Origin of the sequence: Bifidobacterium sp. ESL0775, from assembly GCF_029395475.1 — a bacterium.
Lineage (GTDB): Bacteria > Actinomycetota > Actinomycetes > Actinomycetales > Bifidobacteriaceae > Bifidobacterium.
On the sequence record NZ_CP113917.1, the window covers coordinates 372,299 to 389,621 of the forward strand.

At 59.0% G+C, this 17,323-nt stretch carries 14 protein-coding genes and 1 tRNA gene; 8 read left to right on the forward strand and 7 right to left on the reverse strand.

The features are described from left to right. Positions 1-67: 67 nt before the first annotated feature. The 3 genes from OZX73_RS01115 to OZX73_RS01125 form a co-directional block, all read right to left on the reverse strand. The gene (locus tag OZX73_RS01115) at positions 68-1,615 is read right to left on the reverse strand and encodes a sucrose-6-phosphate hydrolase (protein WP_277149850.1); all 1,548 of its coding nucleotides are present in this window, start codon (positions 1,613-1,615) and stop codon (positions 68-70) included. Between the two features lie 26 nt (positions 1,616-1,641). Continuing rightward, positions 1,642-2,988, reverse strand: a complete 1,347-nt coding sequence (locus OZX73_RS01120; protein ID WP_277149852.1) for an MFS transporter — start codon at positions 2,986-2,988, stop codon at positions 1,642-1,644. A 259-nt stretch (positions 2,989-3,247) separates the two neighbouring features. Beyond that, positions 3,248-4,309 (reverse strand): LacI family DNA-binding transcriptional regulator, encoded by a 1,062-nt coding sequence (locus tag OZX73_RS01125; protein ID WP_277149854.1) that lies wholly within the window; start codon positions 4,307-4,309, stop codon positions 3,248-3,250. A 134-nt stretch (positions 4,310-4,443) separates the two neighbouring features. On the opposite strand from OZX73_RS01125, the gene OZX73_RS01130 reads away from it, so the two are divergent. The 3 genes from OZX73_RS01130 (at position 4,444) to OZX73_RS01140 (ending at position 5,490) form a co-directional block, all read left to right on the forward strand. After that, positions 4,444-4,803, forward strand: coding sequence for a DUF1516 family protein (locus tag OZX73_RS01130; RefSeq protein WP_277149856.1), 360 nt, complete (start codon positions 4,444-4,446; stop codon positions 4,801-4,803). 80 nt (positions 4,804-4,883) lie between these two features. Continuing rightward, a tRNA-Lys gene (locus tag OZX73_RS01135) sits at positions 4,884-4,956 on the forward strand. Between the two features lie 363 nt (positions 4,957-5,319). Further along, positions 5,320-5,490 (forward strand): hypothetical protein, encoded by a 171-nt coding sequence (locus OZX73_RS01140; RefSeq protein WP_277149858.1) that lies wholly within the window; start codon positions 5,320-5,322, stop codon positions 5,488-5,490. Positions 5,491-5,547: 57 nt separating this feature from the next. Here OZX73_RS01140 and OZX73_RS01145 read toward each other — a convergent pair whose 3' ends face one another. Both OZX73_RS01145 and OZX73_RS01150 read right to left on the reverse strand, forming a co-directional pair. After that, the gene (locus tag OZX73_RS01145) at positions 5,548-6,585 is read right to left on the reverse strand and encodes a glycosyltransferase family 2 protein (RefSeq protein ID WP_277149860.1); all 1,038 of its coding nucleotides are present in this window, start codon (positions 6,583-6,585) and stop codon (positions 5,548-5,550) included. 244 nt (positions 6,586-6,829) lie between these two features. Further along, entirely contained in the window at positions 6,830-7,561 is a 732-nt protein-coding gene (locus tag OZX73_RS01150) for a TetR/AcrR family transcriptional regulator (protein ID WP_277149863.1), read from the reverse strand. A gap of 266 nt (positions 7,562-7,827) precedes the next feature. On the opposite strand from OZX73_RS01150, the gene ftsY reads away from it, so the two are divergent. The 3 genes from ftsY (at position 7,828) to OZX73_RS01165 (ending at position 10,842) form a co-directional block, all read left to right on the forward strand. Next, positions 7,828-8,985, forward strand: coding sequence for a signal recognition particle-docking protein FtsY (gene ftsY, locus OZX73_RS01155; protein ID WP_277150872.1), 1,158 nt, complete (start codon positions 7,828-7,830; stop codon positions 8,983-8,985). Between the two features lie 223 nt (positions 8,986-9,208). Continuing rightward, positions 9,209-10,504, forward strand: coding sequence for an ammonium transporter (locus OZX73_RS01160; protein ID WP_277149865.1), 1,296 nt, complete (start codon positions 9,209-9,211; stop codon positions 10,502-10,504). Further along, the gene (locus tag OZX73_RS01165) at positions 10,504-10,842 is read left to right on the forward strand and encodes a P-II family nitrogen regulator (protein WP_277149867.1); all 339 of its coding nucleotides are present in this window, start codon (positions 10,504-10,506) and stop codon (positions 10,840-10,842) included. The genes OZX73_RS01160 and OZX73_RS01165 overlap by 1 nt, the downstream gene beginning before the upstream one ends. Positions 10,843-10,916: 74 nt before the next feature. Here OZX73_RS01165 and OZX73_RS01170 read toward each other — a convergent pair whose 3' ends face one another. Then, positions 10,917-11,156, reverse strand: coding sequence for a type II toxin-antitoxin system YafQ family toxin (locus tag OZX73_RS01170; RefSeq protein ID WP_277149869.1), 240 nt, complete (start codon positions 11,154-11,156; stop codon positions 10,917-10,919). A 32-nt stretch (positions 11,157-11,188) separates the two neighbouring features. Further along, positions 11,189-11,449, reverse strand: coding sequence for a type II toxin-antitoxin system RelB/DinJ family antitoxin (locus tag OZX73_RS01175; protein ID WP_277149871.1), 261 nt, complete (start codon positions 11,447-11,449; stop codon positions 11,189-11,191). A gap of 539 nt (positions 11,450-11,988) precedes the next feature. Here OZX73_RS01175 and OZX73_RS01180 point away from each other — a divergent pair. Further along, positions 11,989-15,066, forward strand: coding sequence for a hypothetical protein (locus tag OZX73_RS01180; protein ID WP_277149874.1), 3,078 nt, complete (start codon positions 11,989-11,991; stop codon positions 15,064-15,066). 185 nt (positions 15,067-15,251) lie between these two features. Further along, on the forward strand, positions 15,252-17,255 hold the full coding sequence (locus tag OZX73_RS01185; RefSeq protein WP_277149876.1) for an isopeptide-forming domain-containing fimbrial protein: 2,004 nt from the start codon (positions 15,252-15,254) through the stop codon (positions 17,253-17,255). Positions 17,256-17,323: the final 68 nt, after the last annotated feature.

Sequence of the window (17,323 nt, forward strand, 5' to 3'; positions counted from 1 at the left end):
TTTTTCCTGACAGATTCAGACCCCTTGGGTGAAGCCAGCGGCTTGTTTATGGCGTGAACTGGTTAATTTACTCCAGACCGATGCTCCTGATGTCATGCATGGTCAGGCGCGTGGGGGTCAGGGTGCCGGACTCGGCGGAAAGGCGGATGGCGCGCGGGCCGTCGGACGGGTAGCTGTAGGAGCTCAGGACGTGGCGGCCATCGTTGACGTAGACCTCGACCGAGCCGCGGTCGACGTAGACGCGCAATTTCAGCTCGTCGGCGTTGAGTTCCTCGTCGGTCAGTTTGGCGGCGCGGTAGCCCCGGTCGCCGCGGGCGGCCGCTTGGCGATCGACGACCACGGTGCCGGCCTGCGCGTCGAAAGCGACATAGGTATAGGAGCCGTCAGGAGTGGCGTGGACCTTCAGGCCGGCCCGCTCGGCGGTGGTGTGCTTCAGGTCGATGTCGAGCTCGACCTCCACGGCCTCCGCGTCCTCGTCCAGAAGGATCTCCTCGTTGGCCTCAAGCGGGCGCGCGGAATGCTCGAAGGTGTTGATACGCAGTTTGTCGATTTCCGGCACCGGCACGGTGTGCAGGTCTCCGTCCTCGCCCAGGTAGCATTCGCGCGGCAGCGTCATCTGCCCGCACCAGCCGTCGGATTGCATGGGCGCGTTCTCGCTGAAGGGGCTCATCCATCCGTACATGATGCGGCGGCCGTTGGTCTCAAAGGACTGGGGCGCATAGTAGTTGGCTCCGCAGTCGAGCAGGCGCAGCTCGGTCTCGGCCTTGAAGGGCTCGCCGGGTTTCCAGGTGCCGATCATGTAACCGGCGTTGTTCTCGTTGCGGTTCATGTAGCCTTGTGATTTCGAGCCCATCGCGGAGAAGACGAGTACCCACTTGGTGTTGCCGTCCTTGTCCTTCAAGGGGAAGAAATCGGGGCACTCGAGCATGAACACGTCGGAATCCGGGTCATCGAACAATACGTATTGGAAGTCCCAGTTGGTTATGTCCTTTGAGGTGTAAAGCCAGATCTGTCCGTGGCCGTCGATGGTCGAGACGCCGTGGATCATCGTCCACACGCCGTCCTGCTTCCAGACCTTCGGGTCGCGGAAATGGTCCTTGGCCTTATCGAGCGGACAATCGACCACCATGCCGAGTTTCTTGAGCTTGGTGGCGTCATCGTTCTCGGCCACGGCCTCCATCTGCACCTGCCACTGGCCGTCGGAACTGTCCTTGCCGTTCATCCAGCGATGGCCGGTGTAATAGAAACGCAGTTTGCCGGCGTCGTCGATGACCGCGCATCCGGAGAAGACACCGTCTTTTTCCTCTTCGAGGCTAGGGGCCATGGCGATCGGGTCGCGGCGCCAGGAGACCATGTCGGTGCTGGAGACATGGCCCCAGTGCATCGGGCCCCACTGGGTGCCGTAGGGGTGCAGCTGGTAATAGACGTGCCAGCGGCCTTTGTAATAGCACAGGCCGTTCGGGTCGTTGATCCATCCGGCGTTCGAGGCGATGTGGAACTTGGGGTACCAGCGGTCCTCGCGTTCCAGCTCAAGCCCGTCGACGCTGGCCTCGGCCTTGGCGAGTTCCTCGTCATGGTTGCGGATCTCATGGTAAACGGGATATGTGGTGGTCATCTTCGATGCCTTTCTTTTCCTTTATATTAAGCGGGAATCTGCGCTTGATCCTGGTTCTTGGCCGCTTCCATCTTCTTGCGGTCCTTGATACGGATGAACGGATCGCCGCCCACCTCCTGGTCGTCCTTCTTGATGATGAAGAAGCCATAGATCAACGCGAGGATGACGATGCCGGAGATGGTGAAGAAGGTCTTCTGCGGGCCGAGCGCGTCACGCAACGCACCCAACGGATGCGACATCAAAACCTGACCGACCTGCGAGGCGATCTGGAAACCGACCATATACAATGTCGCCGATAGCTTCGTGTCGTAATGCAATGTGAAGTAACGGAAGACCGGCAGCATGAAGAGCGGGGTCTCGATCGCGTGGAACATCTTGACGAAGGAGATCATCACCGGGTCGCGGAAGACGCCGCACAGGCCGATGCGCAGGAACATCACGCAGGTGCCGAGCAGCAGGGAGTTGCGTACGCCGATGTGGTCCATGATGATCGGGACGACGCCCATCATGATGGATTCGCAGAACACCTCGCAGGCGTTCAACACGGAGTACCATTGCGCGCCTTGGTTGGGATCGGCGAAGAGGCTCTTGTAATAGCTCGGGAACATCTGCTGGTCGAAGACGGTGTAGAAGGTGTTGGTGAAGATCACGAAGATGATCAGGAGCCACAGCGAGCCCATCGTGAGCACGGAGACCATTTCCTTGACGGTCGGGTTGGTGCGCGGCGCGTTCGGGTCGGCCTCTTTCTTGAGCTCTTCTTTTTGCTCCTCAGGACGCCAGAAGAGGTAGACGCACAGCATGCCGAGGCCGAAGACCGAACCGAGCCAGAAGTTGTACATCATGCTCTTGTTGAACAGGAAGCCGGCGACGAGGGCCACGATGGCGTAGCCGAAGGAGCCCCATGCGCGGGACTGGCCGTATTCGAAGCCGAACTTGCGGCTGTAGCGTTCGGTGAGCGCCTCGACCAGCGAGCAGCCGGCCATGAAGCCTGCGGAAAGCACGACGGAGCCGATCAGGACGCCGATGAACTTGGTGGTGCCGCCGGCCTTGAGCATAGGGGTGTAGATGAACTGCGCGAACGGGCCGACGAAGGCCGCGATGCAGGAGATCACGATAACCAAGCGGCGCTTGATGCCCAGGTTGTCCTGGATGACGCCGTAGACGAACATGATGATGAGGGTGACCAGCGAGTTGGCGGAGTAGATGTCGCCTTGCTGGGCCGCGGTCATTCCGAGGCCCTTCGGTTCCGGGCTTGTCAGCCAGATTGAGAAGAAGGACCACCAAATGCCCCACGAGCAGAAGAACATGAAAATACCCGCGGAACTCTCAAGATAGGAGGGGTTCCGATAGGTCCTGGCGCCATTGATTGCCATGATCGTCACCTTTCTTTCTGGTGCCGCTGCCGCGCGGCATCTTCTTTTTTACTGCTGCCCTTGCTGATTTCTGCGGCATTGCCCTGAGCAAGAAACTGCTAGCAATATAGAACGAGAAACGATTTACGTCAAATTGTAAATCGTTTCTCGCGTTTTCAGATAAATGAAGGTTATCGGTTTAAACTAAGTTAGCTAATTTGCTGTATTTATTATTGTGTGCGTATTTCAGGTGATGTGCCATCGCCAAGTTTGGCGCAAGTCAGGCCGTCATGGAGCCACGGCCGGCCACTGAACCGCGTTCGAGCAAGGTGCAACGGATATGCACCGGGCTGGGCGCGTCAAGAGCGGGGATTTCGGCGGCGGGTTTCTCGCTGTTGGCCGGAGCCAGGTCACGGTTCTCAATCATCGAGACCAGCTTGCGCGCGCCCCAATAGCCCATTTCGTAATGGGGCAGGGCGATGGTGGTCGGCTGTGGTTCGAAGGTCTCGGCGATGATGCGGTTGTTGTCGATGCCGACCACGGAGATGTCGCGGCCGATTTCCAGATCACGCTGCGCGGCGCATTGGTAGACGTACCAGGTGCGGGCGTCGTTGAAGCAGAAGAAGGCGTCGGGGTGTTTGCGCTCGAAAAGGTCGGAGACGGCCTGGAGCGCGCCGCCGTTTTTGCCCACGCCGACAACCAGGTCCGGATCAATGTGACGACCGGCATCTTTGAAGGCTTTTTGATAGCCTTTCAGACGCAAAGATTCCGCGAGCAGGCCTTCATTGCAGCCGATGTAGGCGATGCGTTTGGCTCCGGAATTGATGAGGTACGTGGTGGCGTCGTAGCCCGTGGCGACCTCGTCGGGGACGATGCATGGCACGCGCTTGTCGGATGAGGTGGCGTCGATGAGCACGGTGTGCTCGCGCGCCAATGACTGCGGAACACTTGAGATTCTGTCATACATTTTGGCGTAAAGATAGCCATCGACGCCGTATCGTTTGAGCGCCGCGATCTCGCTGGCTTCGTCGGCCTCGCCATCGGTGTTGACCAACAGCATCATGTAGCCCAGTTCGCTTGCGGCGTCCTGCGCGCCCAGGATCATCTCGCCGGCGTAAGGGGTGGTGGCGATTTCCTCGCTGATGAAGCCGATGGTGTGCGTGCGGCTGGTACGTAGCGAGCGCGCCAGCGGATTGGGTCGATAGCCCATTTCCCTTGCGGTTTCGCGGATGTGCTCGGCAAGCTCCTTCTTGACGTGCCCGTCCTCGCGGTGGTTCAGCGCCATGGAAACAGCGGTCACCGATGCCCCGGCCGCTTTGGCCACCTCTTTGATTGTCGTCATTCTTCACATGCTATCTCTCACCCGTGATTCGGCCATACCGCTACGCCGACAAAGAGCAATGTTGATAGTGCGGGCGGCGGATTATATATTGGATGTAGTTGGAGCTGTAATTAGCGTGATTGTGAGGAGCGGATATGGTCTGGCCTTGGATGCATTTGATTGTCGGAGTGGTGTTGATTATCGCGGTGGCCGCGGGGCTGCTGGGGCCGGAGAAAGGCACCAAGATCTGGGCGATGATTGCCCGCGTTTGCTATATCCTCATTATCCTGAGCGGTGTGCTGATGATCGTGCACGCCTGGCACCGCAATCCGGTGCTGCTTATCGTCAAGCTCGTTCTGGCGCTTGCGATGATCGCGTTCGCCGAAATCGGTTTCGCCAAGAAAAGCAAGGGCGCCGCAACGGCTGTGGCCATCTGGGTGCCGATTGCGCTCGCCGTTGTCGTCGCGGTGCTTGGTTTCGTGCTGACTGGTGGTTTCCCAATCATCATGAAGTAGTTGAGGCGGGTTGAAGCCGATTTGCGACACGCAAAACCCGATACACAAATCGAGAAGTGATTGTATAATGAAGATTTGTTGCCCCTCTGGCTCAATGGTTAGAGCAGCGTCCTTTTAAGTCGTGGGTTGTGGGTTCGAGTCCCACGGGGGGCACAAGTAAGGTACCGTCGTTTGGCGGTGCCTTTTCGTTTTTGGACCTCCGGCAATGTTTGAAATCCGTAGGGCCGGTACCCGATAAATCGGATACCGGCCCGCGGCTTAACAGAAAGGACTATGCAAAAGCCCTATCGGCTTGGCATCATCTGCTAAAGCTTTATTTGCCCGACTTTAATGTGCAGACGAATGGTGTGCCAATCGATAAATATATTATAGCGCATATTCTGGATTCGGCTCTTGATATGCTGGATTCATCGCCGAATCCCATATGGTGTGGGCCGAAGCGATCGTATGGGCTGCCCGGCTCATACGCCGTAGCCGCGTCCAACGTGGCGCGGCCTAACAGATAAGGCATTTATTATGCCGAATGCACCGAAAGGACCAAGTAAAAACAACTATTTGCGGGAGTTCATCGCGACGATTCTTGCCGTCTTTGTTGTAAAGGCGGACAACATCATCGTCGACATCGTATTGGTGGCCGTTACCGGCTATCTGGTGATGATGGATTTCCGCGATAGGCGCGATTTCTGATTGGTAAAAACCTGCCCGTGCAGTTCGGGCAGGGCCTTTCCTGTGTATGGCAAAAGTTTAGTTAAATCCGATGATGTTTTCAGCTACGTTGTAGCCCATGCGGATGATCCAGCGGCCTACCGAGCCTGGGAGGTTGATGGCGCGGGACGGCAGCTGGCGGCGCACGTCGCGCGCGATGCGTGGCGAGACGGCCCGCTGGTTCTCCCAGAGTTCGCGCTTGATCTGGTAGTTCGCAGGGTTGCGCGAGAGGATGAGGAAGACGCTGGCCACCACGGACTCGATGGAGAGGAAGTGGATCATATAGCGGTAGAGGCCGTCGGGAACGGTGCCGCGCTCGGGGGTGGCGGCGACCATCGCGCGGTTGACGCGCACGAGCTGGTCCACTCGCCGGATCATCACGTCGGTCTGCACGCTTTGCCCGTCGCGGCCAATGAAGTAGTGGTAGAGCGGCGTGCTCACGTACATCAGCGATTTGACCCAGGGGAACGGCTGGTAGGCGTAGATGAAATCGACGTAGAACGTGTGCTCGGGCAGCTGGGTCTGGGCCTGCCGCAGGACTTCGGTGCGGAAAATGAGCGCGTGCATGATCATGTATTGCGCGATGCCGAAATGCTTGAGATCGTCCCAATCCAGGCGCCTGTCCGCGTCCATCACGCTGTCGAATTTCACGACGTGCTTGCGTTTTTTGCCGACCTTGTCGTAGACATAATCGGTGACGAACATGTCGATGGGTTCGCTGGCCTCGCGCTGTTTACGCATTACATCCATGAGCTGTTCCAGCGATTGCGCGCCCACCCAATCGTCGGCGTCGACGACCTTCAGGTACATGCCTAAAGCGTTGGCGATGCCGGTGTTGACCGCGCCGCCGTGCCCTTTGTTGGTCTGGTGGATGACGCGGATGATGCCGGGCTTTGTCGCCGCGAGCCGGTCCGCGAGTTCTGGGGTGCCGTCGGATGAGCCGTCGTCGACGATCAGCACTTCGATGTCGTCGCTGTCGGGGTTGGCGGTCAGCGATGAGACGCAACGCTCGAGGTAGGTGTCCATATTGAACGCGGGTACCACGAAGGTGAGCGTTTTCGAGCTAGTGTGCGGCATAGTTCCTCGTTATTGGAATTCGCCGCGTTGGTGCGGTGAACAAGCCCAATTTACCATGTAATCTCGAGAATGGAGGGTGCGGGCGCATGAATTGCGCCACTTTTATCGTAAGTTGCGCAAAAGTATTATTAGATGAATTCTTTATCGGTGCTTGATTTATTTGCTGCCCACGGCTTCCAAGGTTTTCGGCTTTAGGGACGGTTAAATTTTGGCGTTCGCGCTTTACTTTTTTCAGCGGCGCATGTTATTCGTTCGTATTGGCGCCATCGATGTCGTTGTCGGCGTCATCGTTGCTGCCGGCGTCTTTGACGTCTTCGGCTTGATCGTTGTTGCCATCGGCTGAGGCGTTCAAATCGTTCTCGAACTGCAGTTTCGGCTTGGCTTCTAGGCGAGAAAGCCCATGCCAGGCGAGGTTGACGATATGCGCGGCAAGCTGTTCCTTGTCGATTTTCTTCTGGTTCGCGGCCCAATACTGGCCGGTGAAAACGGTCATGCCCACGAGCATCTGCGCGTAATACGGCACGCCTTTCGCGGGCAGCTTGTGCTGCTTGAACGCTTTGGTGAGGATCTCCTCGACGCGCAAACTCACGTCGCCCAGCAGCGAGCTGAACGAGCCGGCCGGGTCGGTGCTGGGGGAGTCGCGCACGAGCACGTTGAAGCCCTCTGAGTTCTCCTCTATATACGTCAGCAGTGCCAGCGCGGTGCGTTCCACGATTTGGCGCGGATGGGTGTCGCCTGCGGAAAGCGCGTCGATCAACGTGCTCGTCAGCTTCTGCATCTCACGGTCGACGATGACGGCGTACAACCCTTCCTTGCCTCCGAAATGCTCGTAAACGATCGGCTTCGAGACTTTCGCGGCGGCCGCGATCTCCTCCACGCTCACCGCTTCGTAGCCTTTGGCGGCGAAAAGCCCGCGGCCGACGGTGATGAGCTGTTCCCGGCGCTGGTACGAGGTCATTCTGGAAGCATTCGACATAGTTATATTGTATGTGACGCACACCCAAACGGCGGTATTTGAAATGGGGCCGGCCTGACTCCAAGGCTCTGATTTCAAATACCCCAGGTTGGGTGTGCGTTTGTGTCGGCTTCTCATCAAGCAGCGGTTAGTGAATCGACTTTGCAAAATGGCAAGCATTCTAAATTCAATGATGTAATACAAGTGTATTTCAGTGGATTTCGATGTAGGCTTGTTGCGTCGCGCCTCGCCAATAATCTTGAAGCATGACTCTTACTATGAATCCGATGCTTATTGTCGCGGCGCTGGTCGTTGTCGTCGTGCTTGTTGCCGCGATCGTGCTGGTGGTGCGCTCGCGTAAGAACGACGATACGGACACAGGGGATGCCGACGTTCCCGAGCGATCAGAGCGATCAGAGCAATCTGAGGAAAAGGACGATTCCGAACCCGCCACTTCGAGTGTCGCTGAAAAAGAGGAATCATCCAAGGTCTCAAAAAATGCTGAGATGGAGACTCCGGAAACCAAAGCCTCGCGTGCGGTGCGTCTCAAGGAGAAGCTCAGCAAGTCGTCAAATCCGTTTGGCAAGGCGCTTTTTAACATTCTCGCCAAAGACCAGCTTTCCGATTCGGATTGGGACGAGGTCGAGGACACGCTGCTGCTGGCCGATGTCGGCAGCGAGGCCAGTGAGAAGCTGGTGGGCGAGTTGCGCAACGACGCCCGCATCACCGGCACCTCCGATCCGAAGGTCGTGCGTGAGGCCTTGCGTTCCAAGCTCATCGACATGGTCAATTCCCAGCCCGACCGCGCGCTCAACGCGGACAAGCCCGACGCCAAGAAGCCGAGCGTCATCATCATGGTCGGCGTCAATGGCACCGGCAAGACCACGACCGCCGGCAAGCTCGCGCGCCTCTTCGTCTCCGAAGGCAAGAGCGTGATGCTCGCCGCCGCCGATACCTTCCGTGCCGCCGCGGCCGACCAGCTTGAGACCTGGGGGCAGAAGGTCGGCGTGCCTGTTGTGCGCAGCGAGAAGGAGGGCGGCGACCCCGCTTCCGTGGCGTTCGACGCTTCCAAGCAGGCTAAGGAGCAAGGGGTTGACGTATTAATCATCGACACTGCCGGCCGCCTGCAGAACAAGGCGAACCTCATGGATGAGCTCGGCAAAATTCGTCGCGTCACCGAGAAGAACCTGCCAGTCGACGAGGTGCTGCTCGTGCTCGACGCGGTCACCGGCCAGAACGGCATGGCGCAGGCCAAGGTCTTCGCGCAGGCCATCGGCATCACCGGCGTCGTGCTCTCGAAGCTCGACGGCTCGGCCAAGGGCGGCATCGTCATCTCCGTGCAGCAGGAGCTGGGTGTGCCGGTGAAGTTGGTCGGCCTCGGCGAAGGCCCCGACGACCTCGCCCCCTTCGATCCGGAAGGTTTCGTTGACGGCATCCTCGCCTGAGTTTTAATCAGCCATATTTTTTCAACCGCGCATCGTTCTTTAAGAATCGGTGCGCGGTTTGCTTTTCGGTAAGTAACCATCATGTTTCGATATCTCCATGAGTTTTACACCGCCGTAATCTCGCGTCAAACTTCTCCTTACGTTTCCCGTGTTTCATAGCCCCATACGGTTCAGGACGCGTCGGACCCCGTCGCGCAAAGGGCCGGAGGAGAGGAAACGCGAAATGAATACTGGAAATGCCGCATGGATGTTGGTCTGTGCGTCGCTCGTCTTTCTGATGACGCCCGCAGTGGCGTTCTTCTACGGGGGCATGGTGCGCCGCAAGGCCGTGCTGAACATGCTCATGCTTTCCGCGGGCGCGCTCGCGGTGAGCGCCATCATCTGGGCCCTGTGGGGCTGGTCGATTTCGTGGGGTGGCAAGGACATCGGCGGTATCTTCGGCGATCCCGTCTCCGGCTTCCTGCTTGGCGACACGATGAAAGCCGGCAAGGACGGCGTTTTCACCGCCACCGGCTTGACCCCCAACGGCAACAAATACCCGGTGAGCATTGACGTCGCCTTCCAGCTGGCCTTCGCCATGATCACCGTCGCCCTGATTTCCGGGGCGCTCGCGGAACGCATCAAATACAGCACGTGGATGATTTTCGTGGCCATCTGGATCACGCTCGATTACGCGCCCATGGCCCACATGGTCTGGAACGGTGGCATTCTTTCGCCTGATGGCCCGATTTCCAGGTTCATCGGCGCACCCGTCCACGATTTCGCCGGCGGCACTGTCGTCCATATCAACGCGGCCGTGGCGGCGCTGGTCATCGTCCTGTTGATCGGCAAGCGCAAGGACTTCGGCAAGGCGCCGATCCGTCCGCACAACGTCCCCTTCGTGATGCTCGGCGCGTTCCTGCTTTGGTTCGGCTGGTTCGGCTTCAACGCCGGTTCCGCCTTCTCGGCCAATGGCACCGCCGGTTACGCGTGGGTGAGCACTTCGCTTTCCGCCGCGGCGGCGATGCTGACATGGGGCTTCACCGAGAAGATTCGCACCGGACATTACACAGCGGTAGGCGCGGCCTCCGGCATGGTGGCCGGCCTGGTCGGCATCACCCCGGCTGCCGATGTGGTCTCCCCGCTCTGGGCCATCGTCATCGGTGCCATCGTCGGCGTGCTGACCTGCCTGGCGTGCGGCTTGAAGTTCCGCTTCGGCTACGACGATTCCCTCGACGTGGTCGGCGTCCACGGGGTCGGCGGTCTGACCGGCACCATCCTCATCGGCTTCTTCGGCGAGGGCACCGGTCTCTTCGCCGGTGGCAGCTGGCGGCAGCTGGCGGTGCAGGTGGTGGTGGCGCTCGCCGCGGTCATCTACTCCGCTGTGGTCACGTTGGTGATTGCTTTTGTATTGCAAAAGACCGTAGGCTGGAGGGTGAACGAGGATCAGGAACTCTCGGGCGTCGACCTTGCCGACCAAGGTGAGAGCGCGTACGATTTTGTTGGTAAGGCTACGGCTCTCCTGAAGGAGATGAAGTGATGAAACTGATAACAGCGATTATCCAGCCACAGAAGTTCGACGAGGTCAAGGAGGCCCTCGCGGCCGCCGGTGTCGAAGGCATGACGGTCAGTGAAGTCAACGGTTGCGGTGAGCAGCACGGCTACACCGAGGTCTACCGCGGCGCCAGCTACTCGGTCAACCTCATCCCCAAGATCCGTGTGGAGGTGGCGGTGCGCGACGCCGACGCCGCCCCGTTGGTCGACATCATCGTCAAAACCGCGCGCACCGGCAACATCGGCGACGGCAAAGTATGGGTTCTCCCACTCGATTCGGTCACCCGAGTCCGCACCGGAGAAACGGATGTCGACGCCATTTAGAATGCCATTTAGTTACAGAAGTCGGTCGGTTTGATGTTCAACACCAAGCCGACCGACTTTTTTAGTTGACCACCTTATAGCAGTTGGTCGTGGGTTCCGGTGCGTAGCAGGATGATAGTCACCGTTGACTTTCTTTTCTTATAAACCAGCAACCAGTCGGCTTCGATATGCAGCTCACGGCAACCGGACAAATCGCCGGTGAGTTTGTGGTCCCTGAAATGGCCCGAGAGTAGGTCGGTGTCGTTCATGGCCAGTGCGTCAATCGCCCTTTTCAGCTGCGTCATAGCCCTGTGACGTCGCTTCATCGCTTTCACGTCACGTTTGATATTGAGGGCTGACCTCGAAGTTATAAGGCATCGATCATATCCTTCACGTCCTGCGTGCTGCCCACATACTCTGCGGGTTCGGACTCTGCAGCCTTGACGGCCGCGGCAAGTGGGTCGGCGACGGGCCGGAACGGAAAGCCGCCTTCGTGCACGGCTTGTGCCACGAACATGCTCACCGCGCTTGACAGGTCTGTTCCCATTGAGCGAAACAGCCGTTCGCCCTCTTCCTTAAGTTTGGGGTCGATTCGAATCTGCATTCTCGTTTTCGTTGCTGCTACCAAATTAATCACCTCCTTAGGTACAAGAGTACCCGTTTTGACAATATTTTGCAATTATTTGGTTTTATGAACAGTGATTGTGTTTGGCCTGCTTCTTGGAATTTGAATATTGATATTTCTGAGAGATATAAAAACGTTTGCTGGTTTATGAGTAATATCACAATTAAGTATGGTGTGTCGCATTATATTTTCTCATCGTTGAGCGTTTTTATTCGTAATAATATTCAATGAGGAATAGCTTGTTTATGGCTCAATATCAATGATTTTGGTCAAATAAGAGTAATGCAATCTTGCGTCGGCAAACGAGACAAATCTCACAGCACTGTCTAGATTTGTCTAATTATCTTTGCGATTACTTGTCTTGTAGATACCGCACACTGGTTGTCCGTTGATTTTTCTCGCGCGTTTTAGGAGGGGAACGTGCGGATTGCCTGCAACGACAATGCGACGGATAACACTTGAAAAGCATGACATTTATGCGCATACGTGAATAAATATAAGAATTGCATTTCATTGCCATGCATGTTGAGGGGGTGATTGCTGTGAAGTCGAACGATTTCCGTAACGAACGTATATCTCAAAAGCCAGCAGCGATCCCGCACCGTGGCCATTTGCTCATGGCGGTGGCCATCGTGGTGTCCCTGCTGGTGGGAAGTCTCGGGCTGAGCCCGTATATCGCGTCGGCCGACCCGACGCAGCTCGGGACGTATGTCGCCCAGAACATCGCGGCGCAGGACGCCGCCAATGTCCAGAGCGGCGTTGCGAGCCTCGCGTCCGGCAACAACGTGGCTCCCGACGTCTCTGCGGAAGACGTGACCGTCGACGACTACCCGGCGCTGTGCACGCAAGACACCACCAGCACGGTCCCCGCGGACAAACGCGTCGACTGCAAGCCCGAGCTCTACAAGTTCCTCGCCAACAACAACAAGATGCAGGGCAACGATGTCGACGACGAGTTGCGCATGGATTTCGTGCTGCGCATGCCTCACGGCATGGTGAACCCCAACTGCACGACGGTCGGGGGACAGCCTTCCGATTTCGGTGGCAACGGCGACAACAAGGGAAAGTACGCCAACGGGGAGAACCCGAGAATCGACTGCGGCATGCAGATGCTGGTCTCGCTGTCCGGCGCGCCTGGCACCGATCCCAACACTAAGTTGGTGAGTTTCCCGTATCTCAACACCTACGGTGGCGACAGCGACCGTGCCGCGGACACGAACGCGCAGCAGGCCGCCCTCAAATGGGCGCAGAACGCGGACGAGCGCTACACCATCCACAACGTGCTGGTTTCCGGTGACTACGATTACCTCACCATCTCCATCGAAGGCAATATCTTCTACACCGGAAAGAACCTGGATTCGGGCAACGTCGGCGGCACCGAATACGACCAGTACATCTACGCCGTGGCGGCGCCGGGCAGACAAATGAACGGAAAGATACCGGCCAGCACATGGGACGGCAAGTATTCCTATTCGTCGCTCGATTCGCGCTATGTCACCAATATCAGCGAAGGCGTGCCCTCGTATATGTACGCCGGCAACTGCAATTGGGCGTCGGGCACGGCGGCGCAAAGGGTGCAGCAGTGCAATGGGCCGACCGCCCACGTCGGCTTCGACGCGCATCCCTACCTGTTCAGCGGCGGTCAGGCCAACTGGGGATTGGTGACCGATTACGGCTTCCCCAGCCAGAGAACCGGCGCGGGCGTCGCCCCGGCCAATTCGTTCTTCGTGTACTGGTACAACATCGGCTATAACTATTTTCCCTGCTCGCAGATCACCTCGTTCTACTACCAATGGCTCGCACTGAAAGGCGGCAAGGACTGGGTGCCGGTGCAGTCGCTGACGCCGAGCGCAGTGCGTGTCGACGGAGAGCCACCTTACTCCAATTACGGGGGTAACCAAAGTTATTCGGCATTCAACGCTCCCAATAACCCGGGAGGTACCCCGAACCGCTTGATGGTTCCCGGCGCCGGCACGGACCCGGACAAGCTGCAGGACGCCAAAGGCAACATCGATTTCGGCAAGATCAAGGAGAAAGAAAAGCTTGACGGCTATTTCAAGCTGGTGACCTGGCCGATCTCCACCAACCCCGGCGTCAGCAATCAGGACAGCGCCGCGGCCTACGAAGGCTGCACGGTGCAGAACACGCCGACCGGCGGGCAGACGAGAAGCGTCCATGACGCTTACAATCCGCTTTACAACAACGCCGATCCGGCCAAGCCGCTGAGCATCACCTCCACCTCGACGCAGGAAGAGATCGACAAGCTGGTCGACACCGGCTGGACCATCGACACCGCGTTCGCCAACTACAGCATCCCGCGCCCGAAGCCGCCGACGATCAATCCGTTCAATAACTATGTGCACACCGCTTCGCGTACCATCACCGGCACCGGCATTCCCGGCGACACGGTGACGCTTTTCGCCGAGGACCAGTCGCATATCATCAACCTGGCCAAACCGAACGACCCCGCGACGCGTGGCATCAGAATCGCGTCCGTCCCTGTGGACGATGACGGCAAGTGGTCCATTCCCGATAATCGCGCGATCGACACGAACCTGCAGCACTCCATCCGCTACCACGCCTGGCAAACCGACGGCAACGGTTTCAATATATCCTCGCTCTTCTCGAACGTCGTGCAGGGCAATTTCCAGCTCGAGCTGAACAAGAATCCTGAGATCAAGCAGCTCAAGGTGCCGCACACCGTGCGCAACGCGGCCGGCAAAAGCCAGATGCCGGCGGACGCGAAGGTGACCATCAAAGGTTCGGCGGAAACGGTGAACCCGAACGACAGCCTCAAGCTCTACGCGGTGGCGCAGTCCGCGCCGATTCATCACGATACGGTGACCGGCCAACCTTACGACGACCCGAACAACCCGCAACCGCCCGCGGACACGTACTTGCTGAAGGATTTCGGCCCGCTCAACGCCGCCGGCCAAAAGCAACGGCAGGAACAGGGCAGCGGGCATTGGCTCACCGATTGGGTTTGGCAGGGGCCGGTATCGACCTTCACCCAGGGCGACAACGCCGGGAAGATTCTTTTCACCATCATCGCGGTGCTCAACAACTCGGAGACGCACGTACTGACCTTCGGGCAGGTGCGCAACCAGCTGATCGACACCTACCCGACGGCGGTCCAGGTCACGTCCGTCAGCCGCAAGGACGGCATCGAGGGCACGGTGAGCGACACCGCCCACACGGGCCTCGACCCGTCGCCGGTCAGCAAGCTTACGGGCATGGAGGGCAACCACGTCACCGTTCGTTGGCCGGACGGCAACGAGACCAGCACCACCACCGACAAGGACGCGAAATGGCATATCGACATCCCGACGTTCATGCCGCCGGGTCGGCTCACCATCACGTCGATGGACCGGGCCGGAACGCTGGACTTCGTCTACAACATCAACACGCTTGCCGAGATCTCGGGCAGCGAGCCGGGCAATCAGTCGGACGCCGTCACTGCGGATCTGACCACGTCCGCGCCGGTTTCGTTGCTCCCGTTCACCGGTTGGAGGCGTTGGTGGTTGCTGGTGGTCGCGGCCGTGGTCGCGCTCTCCAGCGCGGCGGGATACGTCTATCTCACCCGATTCAAGAAAAAGGTCGGGGCGCATGCCAAGCGGTGAGTCCGTTGCGTGCGGCGTGGTCTCGTGACGGGCCGGTGTGCCGTTGGGCTGCCGGTTGCCGTGACGCGCGATAAACGTAATACAAAATTTAAAGATTTGGCCTGATGAAACCGTTGGGAACAAAGGTGCAAGGCCGATAACCAATATCCGTATCAATTGAGGAAAGAAAGACAAGGTCAGGGTATATGAGTTTCAAAACCACCATACACAAGCTTGCCGGGGCCGCGCTCGCCGCAGCCACGTTGCTGGCAGTGGCCCCGCTGGGCGCCGCGAACGCCGCGGGGGATGGAAACATCTCCGTGCCGAGTGCCGTCGCCGCGCCATACGCGGGCGAGACCATCACCATCCAGGGTGACAAGAAGATGATCGAGAACCACAAGTTCAAGGCGGTGCGCATCGGCACCTACGTGAACGCCAAAGGCACCGCGAATGTGGACGGCAAGACGGGCGTGCTGAACGCCGTGTCCGTCGGCACCGACCCCCAGCTTCGCGACGAAGCCACGGCTGCGCTGAGGGCGGTCAAGGGCGGCGACGCGGATGTGCACTATCAGGGCAACCCCGTCGGCGAGGTGGCGGCCAAGTGGCTCGGCTATCCAAGCCAGGTGAATGGCGGCAACGCCAACGAGGACACCACTTCCAACTATGGCACCGCCGCGGACGCTTGGAACGGCAAGCTGCGCCAGTTCGTCAGCAACGTCTTCTACAGCGCCAAGTTCACGAGCCTGGTGAGCGCGGCCACGGCGCAGTCCACGGTCGCCTCCGACACCGGCGACAAGATGGCCGTGAGCATTTCCGGCCTGTTGCCGGGCATCTACATGGTCGATGACGTCACCGGCGAGGCCGGCGTGAGCGGCCAGTCCGGCGCGGCCGATCCGAAGACCGCCGGCAACTCCATCCCGATGCTGGTGAGCACCGCCATCACCGACGGCGGCGTGACCTACAACGAGATGGCCGGTGACAGGACCCTCGGACTGGTCGATATGAAGAACGACGCCCCGACGGTCAGCAAGGAACTGGATTCGGACAAGACCAACGATGCCTCCATCGGCGGCGAATTGCATTACAAACTTACCGGCAGCGTCCCGCTGACCACCGGTTTCCGCCGCTACATCTACACCATGGTCGATCGCCCCGCACAGCTTGGCCTCCATTATGTCGACAATTCCGAAACGGTGATGGTCGGCACCACCAAGCTCAATGCCGCCAACGGCGATTACAAGGTGACCGCCCACAAGGCCGCGGCCGGCCGGTTCCAGAGCATCGCCGGAGACGATTCCACCGATTACGTGGTCTTCGACCTTTCGCCGAGCATCTTGAGGTTCCATTACCAGGACGCGATCACCATCACCTACACGATGTCGATCACGGATGACGCCACCGGCGGCCAGCTTCAGAACGGCGTGACGCTCAGCTATTCGAGCGATGCCAACAACCAGCCCACGGCCACGAACGCGAGCGACCCCACCGAGGCCACCATCGACCCGAACACCGGCAACGTGAGCGGCTCGGACACCGGTTCCATCGCCTCCAACTCCACCAGCCCGCAGAATCCCGCTTCCGTGGCGAGCTTCCGCAAGTTCTCGGTGATCACCAAGCCCAAGGTGGCGTGGGACGACGCCAAGGACGAAAAGGAACAGGACGCGATTGCGGGACTTGCAGGCGCGAAGTACCGCCTGTCCGCCGCCGCGGCATCCGCCCAGTCCCGGTCCGGCGAGGCTGCTGCGGCCGATGCCGCGCTCAAGTTCATCAAGCTGGGTGACGGCCATTACAAGCTGGTCGCCGCGCAGAGCGCCACCAACGATGACTTCGTCGAGGACCTTGAGGTCGGCTCCGATGGCGTCCTCACTTTCGACGGCCTGGGCAAGGGCTACTACACCGTCAAGGAAGTCGCCGCTCCGGCCGGTTTCTCGGATACCTTCATGCCCAGCTTCAAGGTGCACGTGCAAGCGGATGCGACCAATGCCTCAAAGTCCACCTACACCAACGAAAGCGACACCTGGCGCCTGGTCGTGGCGCACAGCCAGTCGGTCTCGAGCGAGACGCCGATCGTGGTGCTCGCCATCACCTCCATCTCGCAGCTGCCGCTGACCGGTGGCGCGGGCATGGTCCTCGCGCTGCTCCTCATCGTGGTGCTTCTGGTGGTCACCGGCCTGCTGATCATGGCCCGTCGCCGCCTGCGCAAGGAGTAACGCGAACGCTAGGTAGATAAACGGCTATGGCGGCTGTCTGGATTGCGCTGATGGCCGGCTGATAGCTG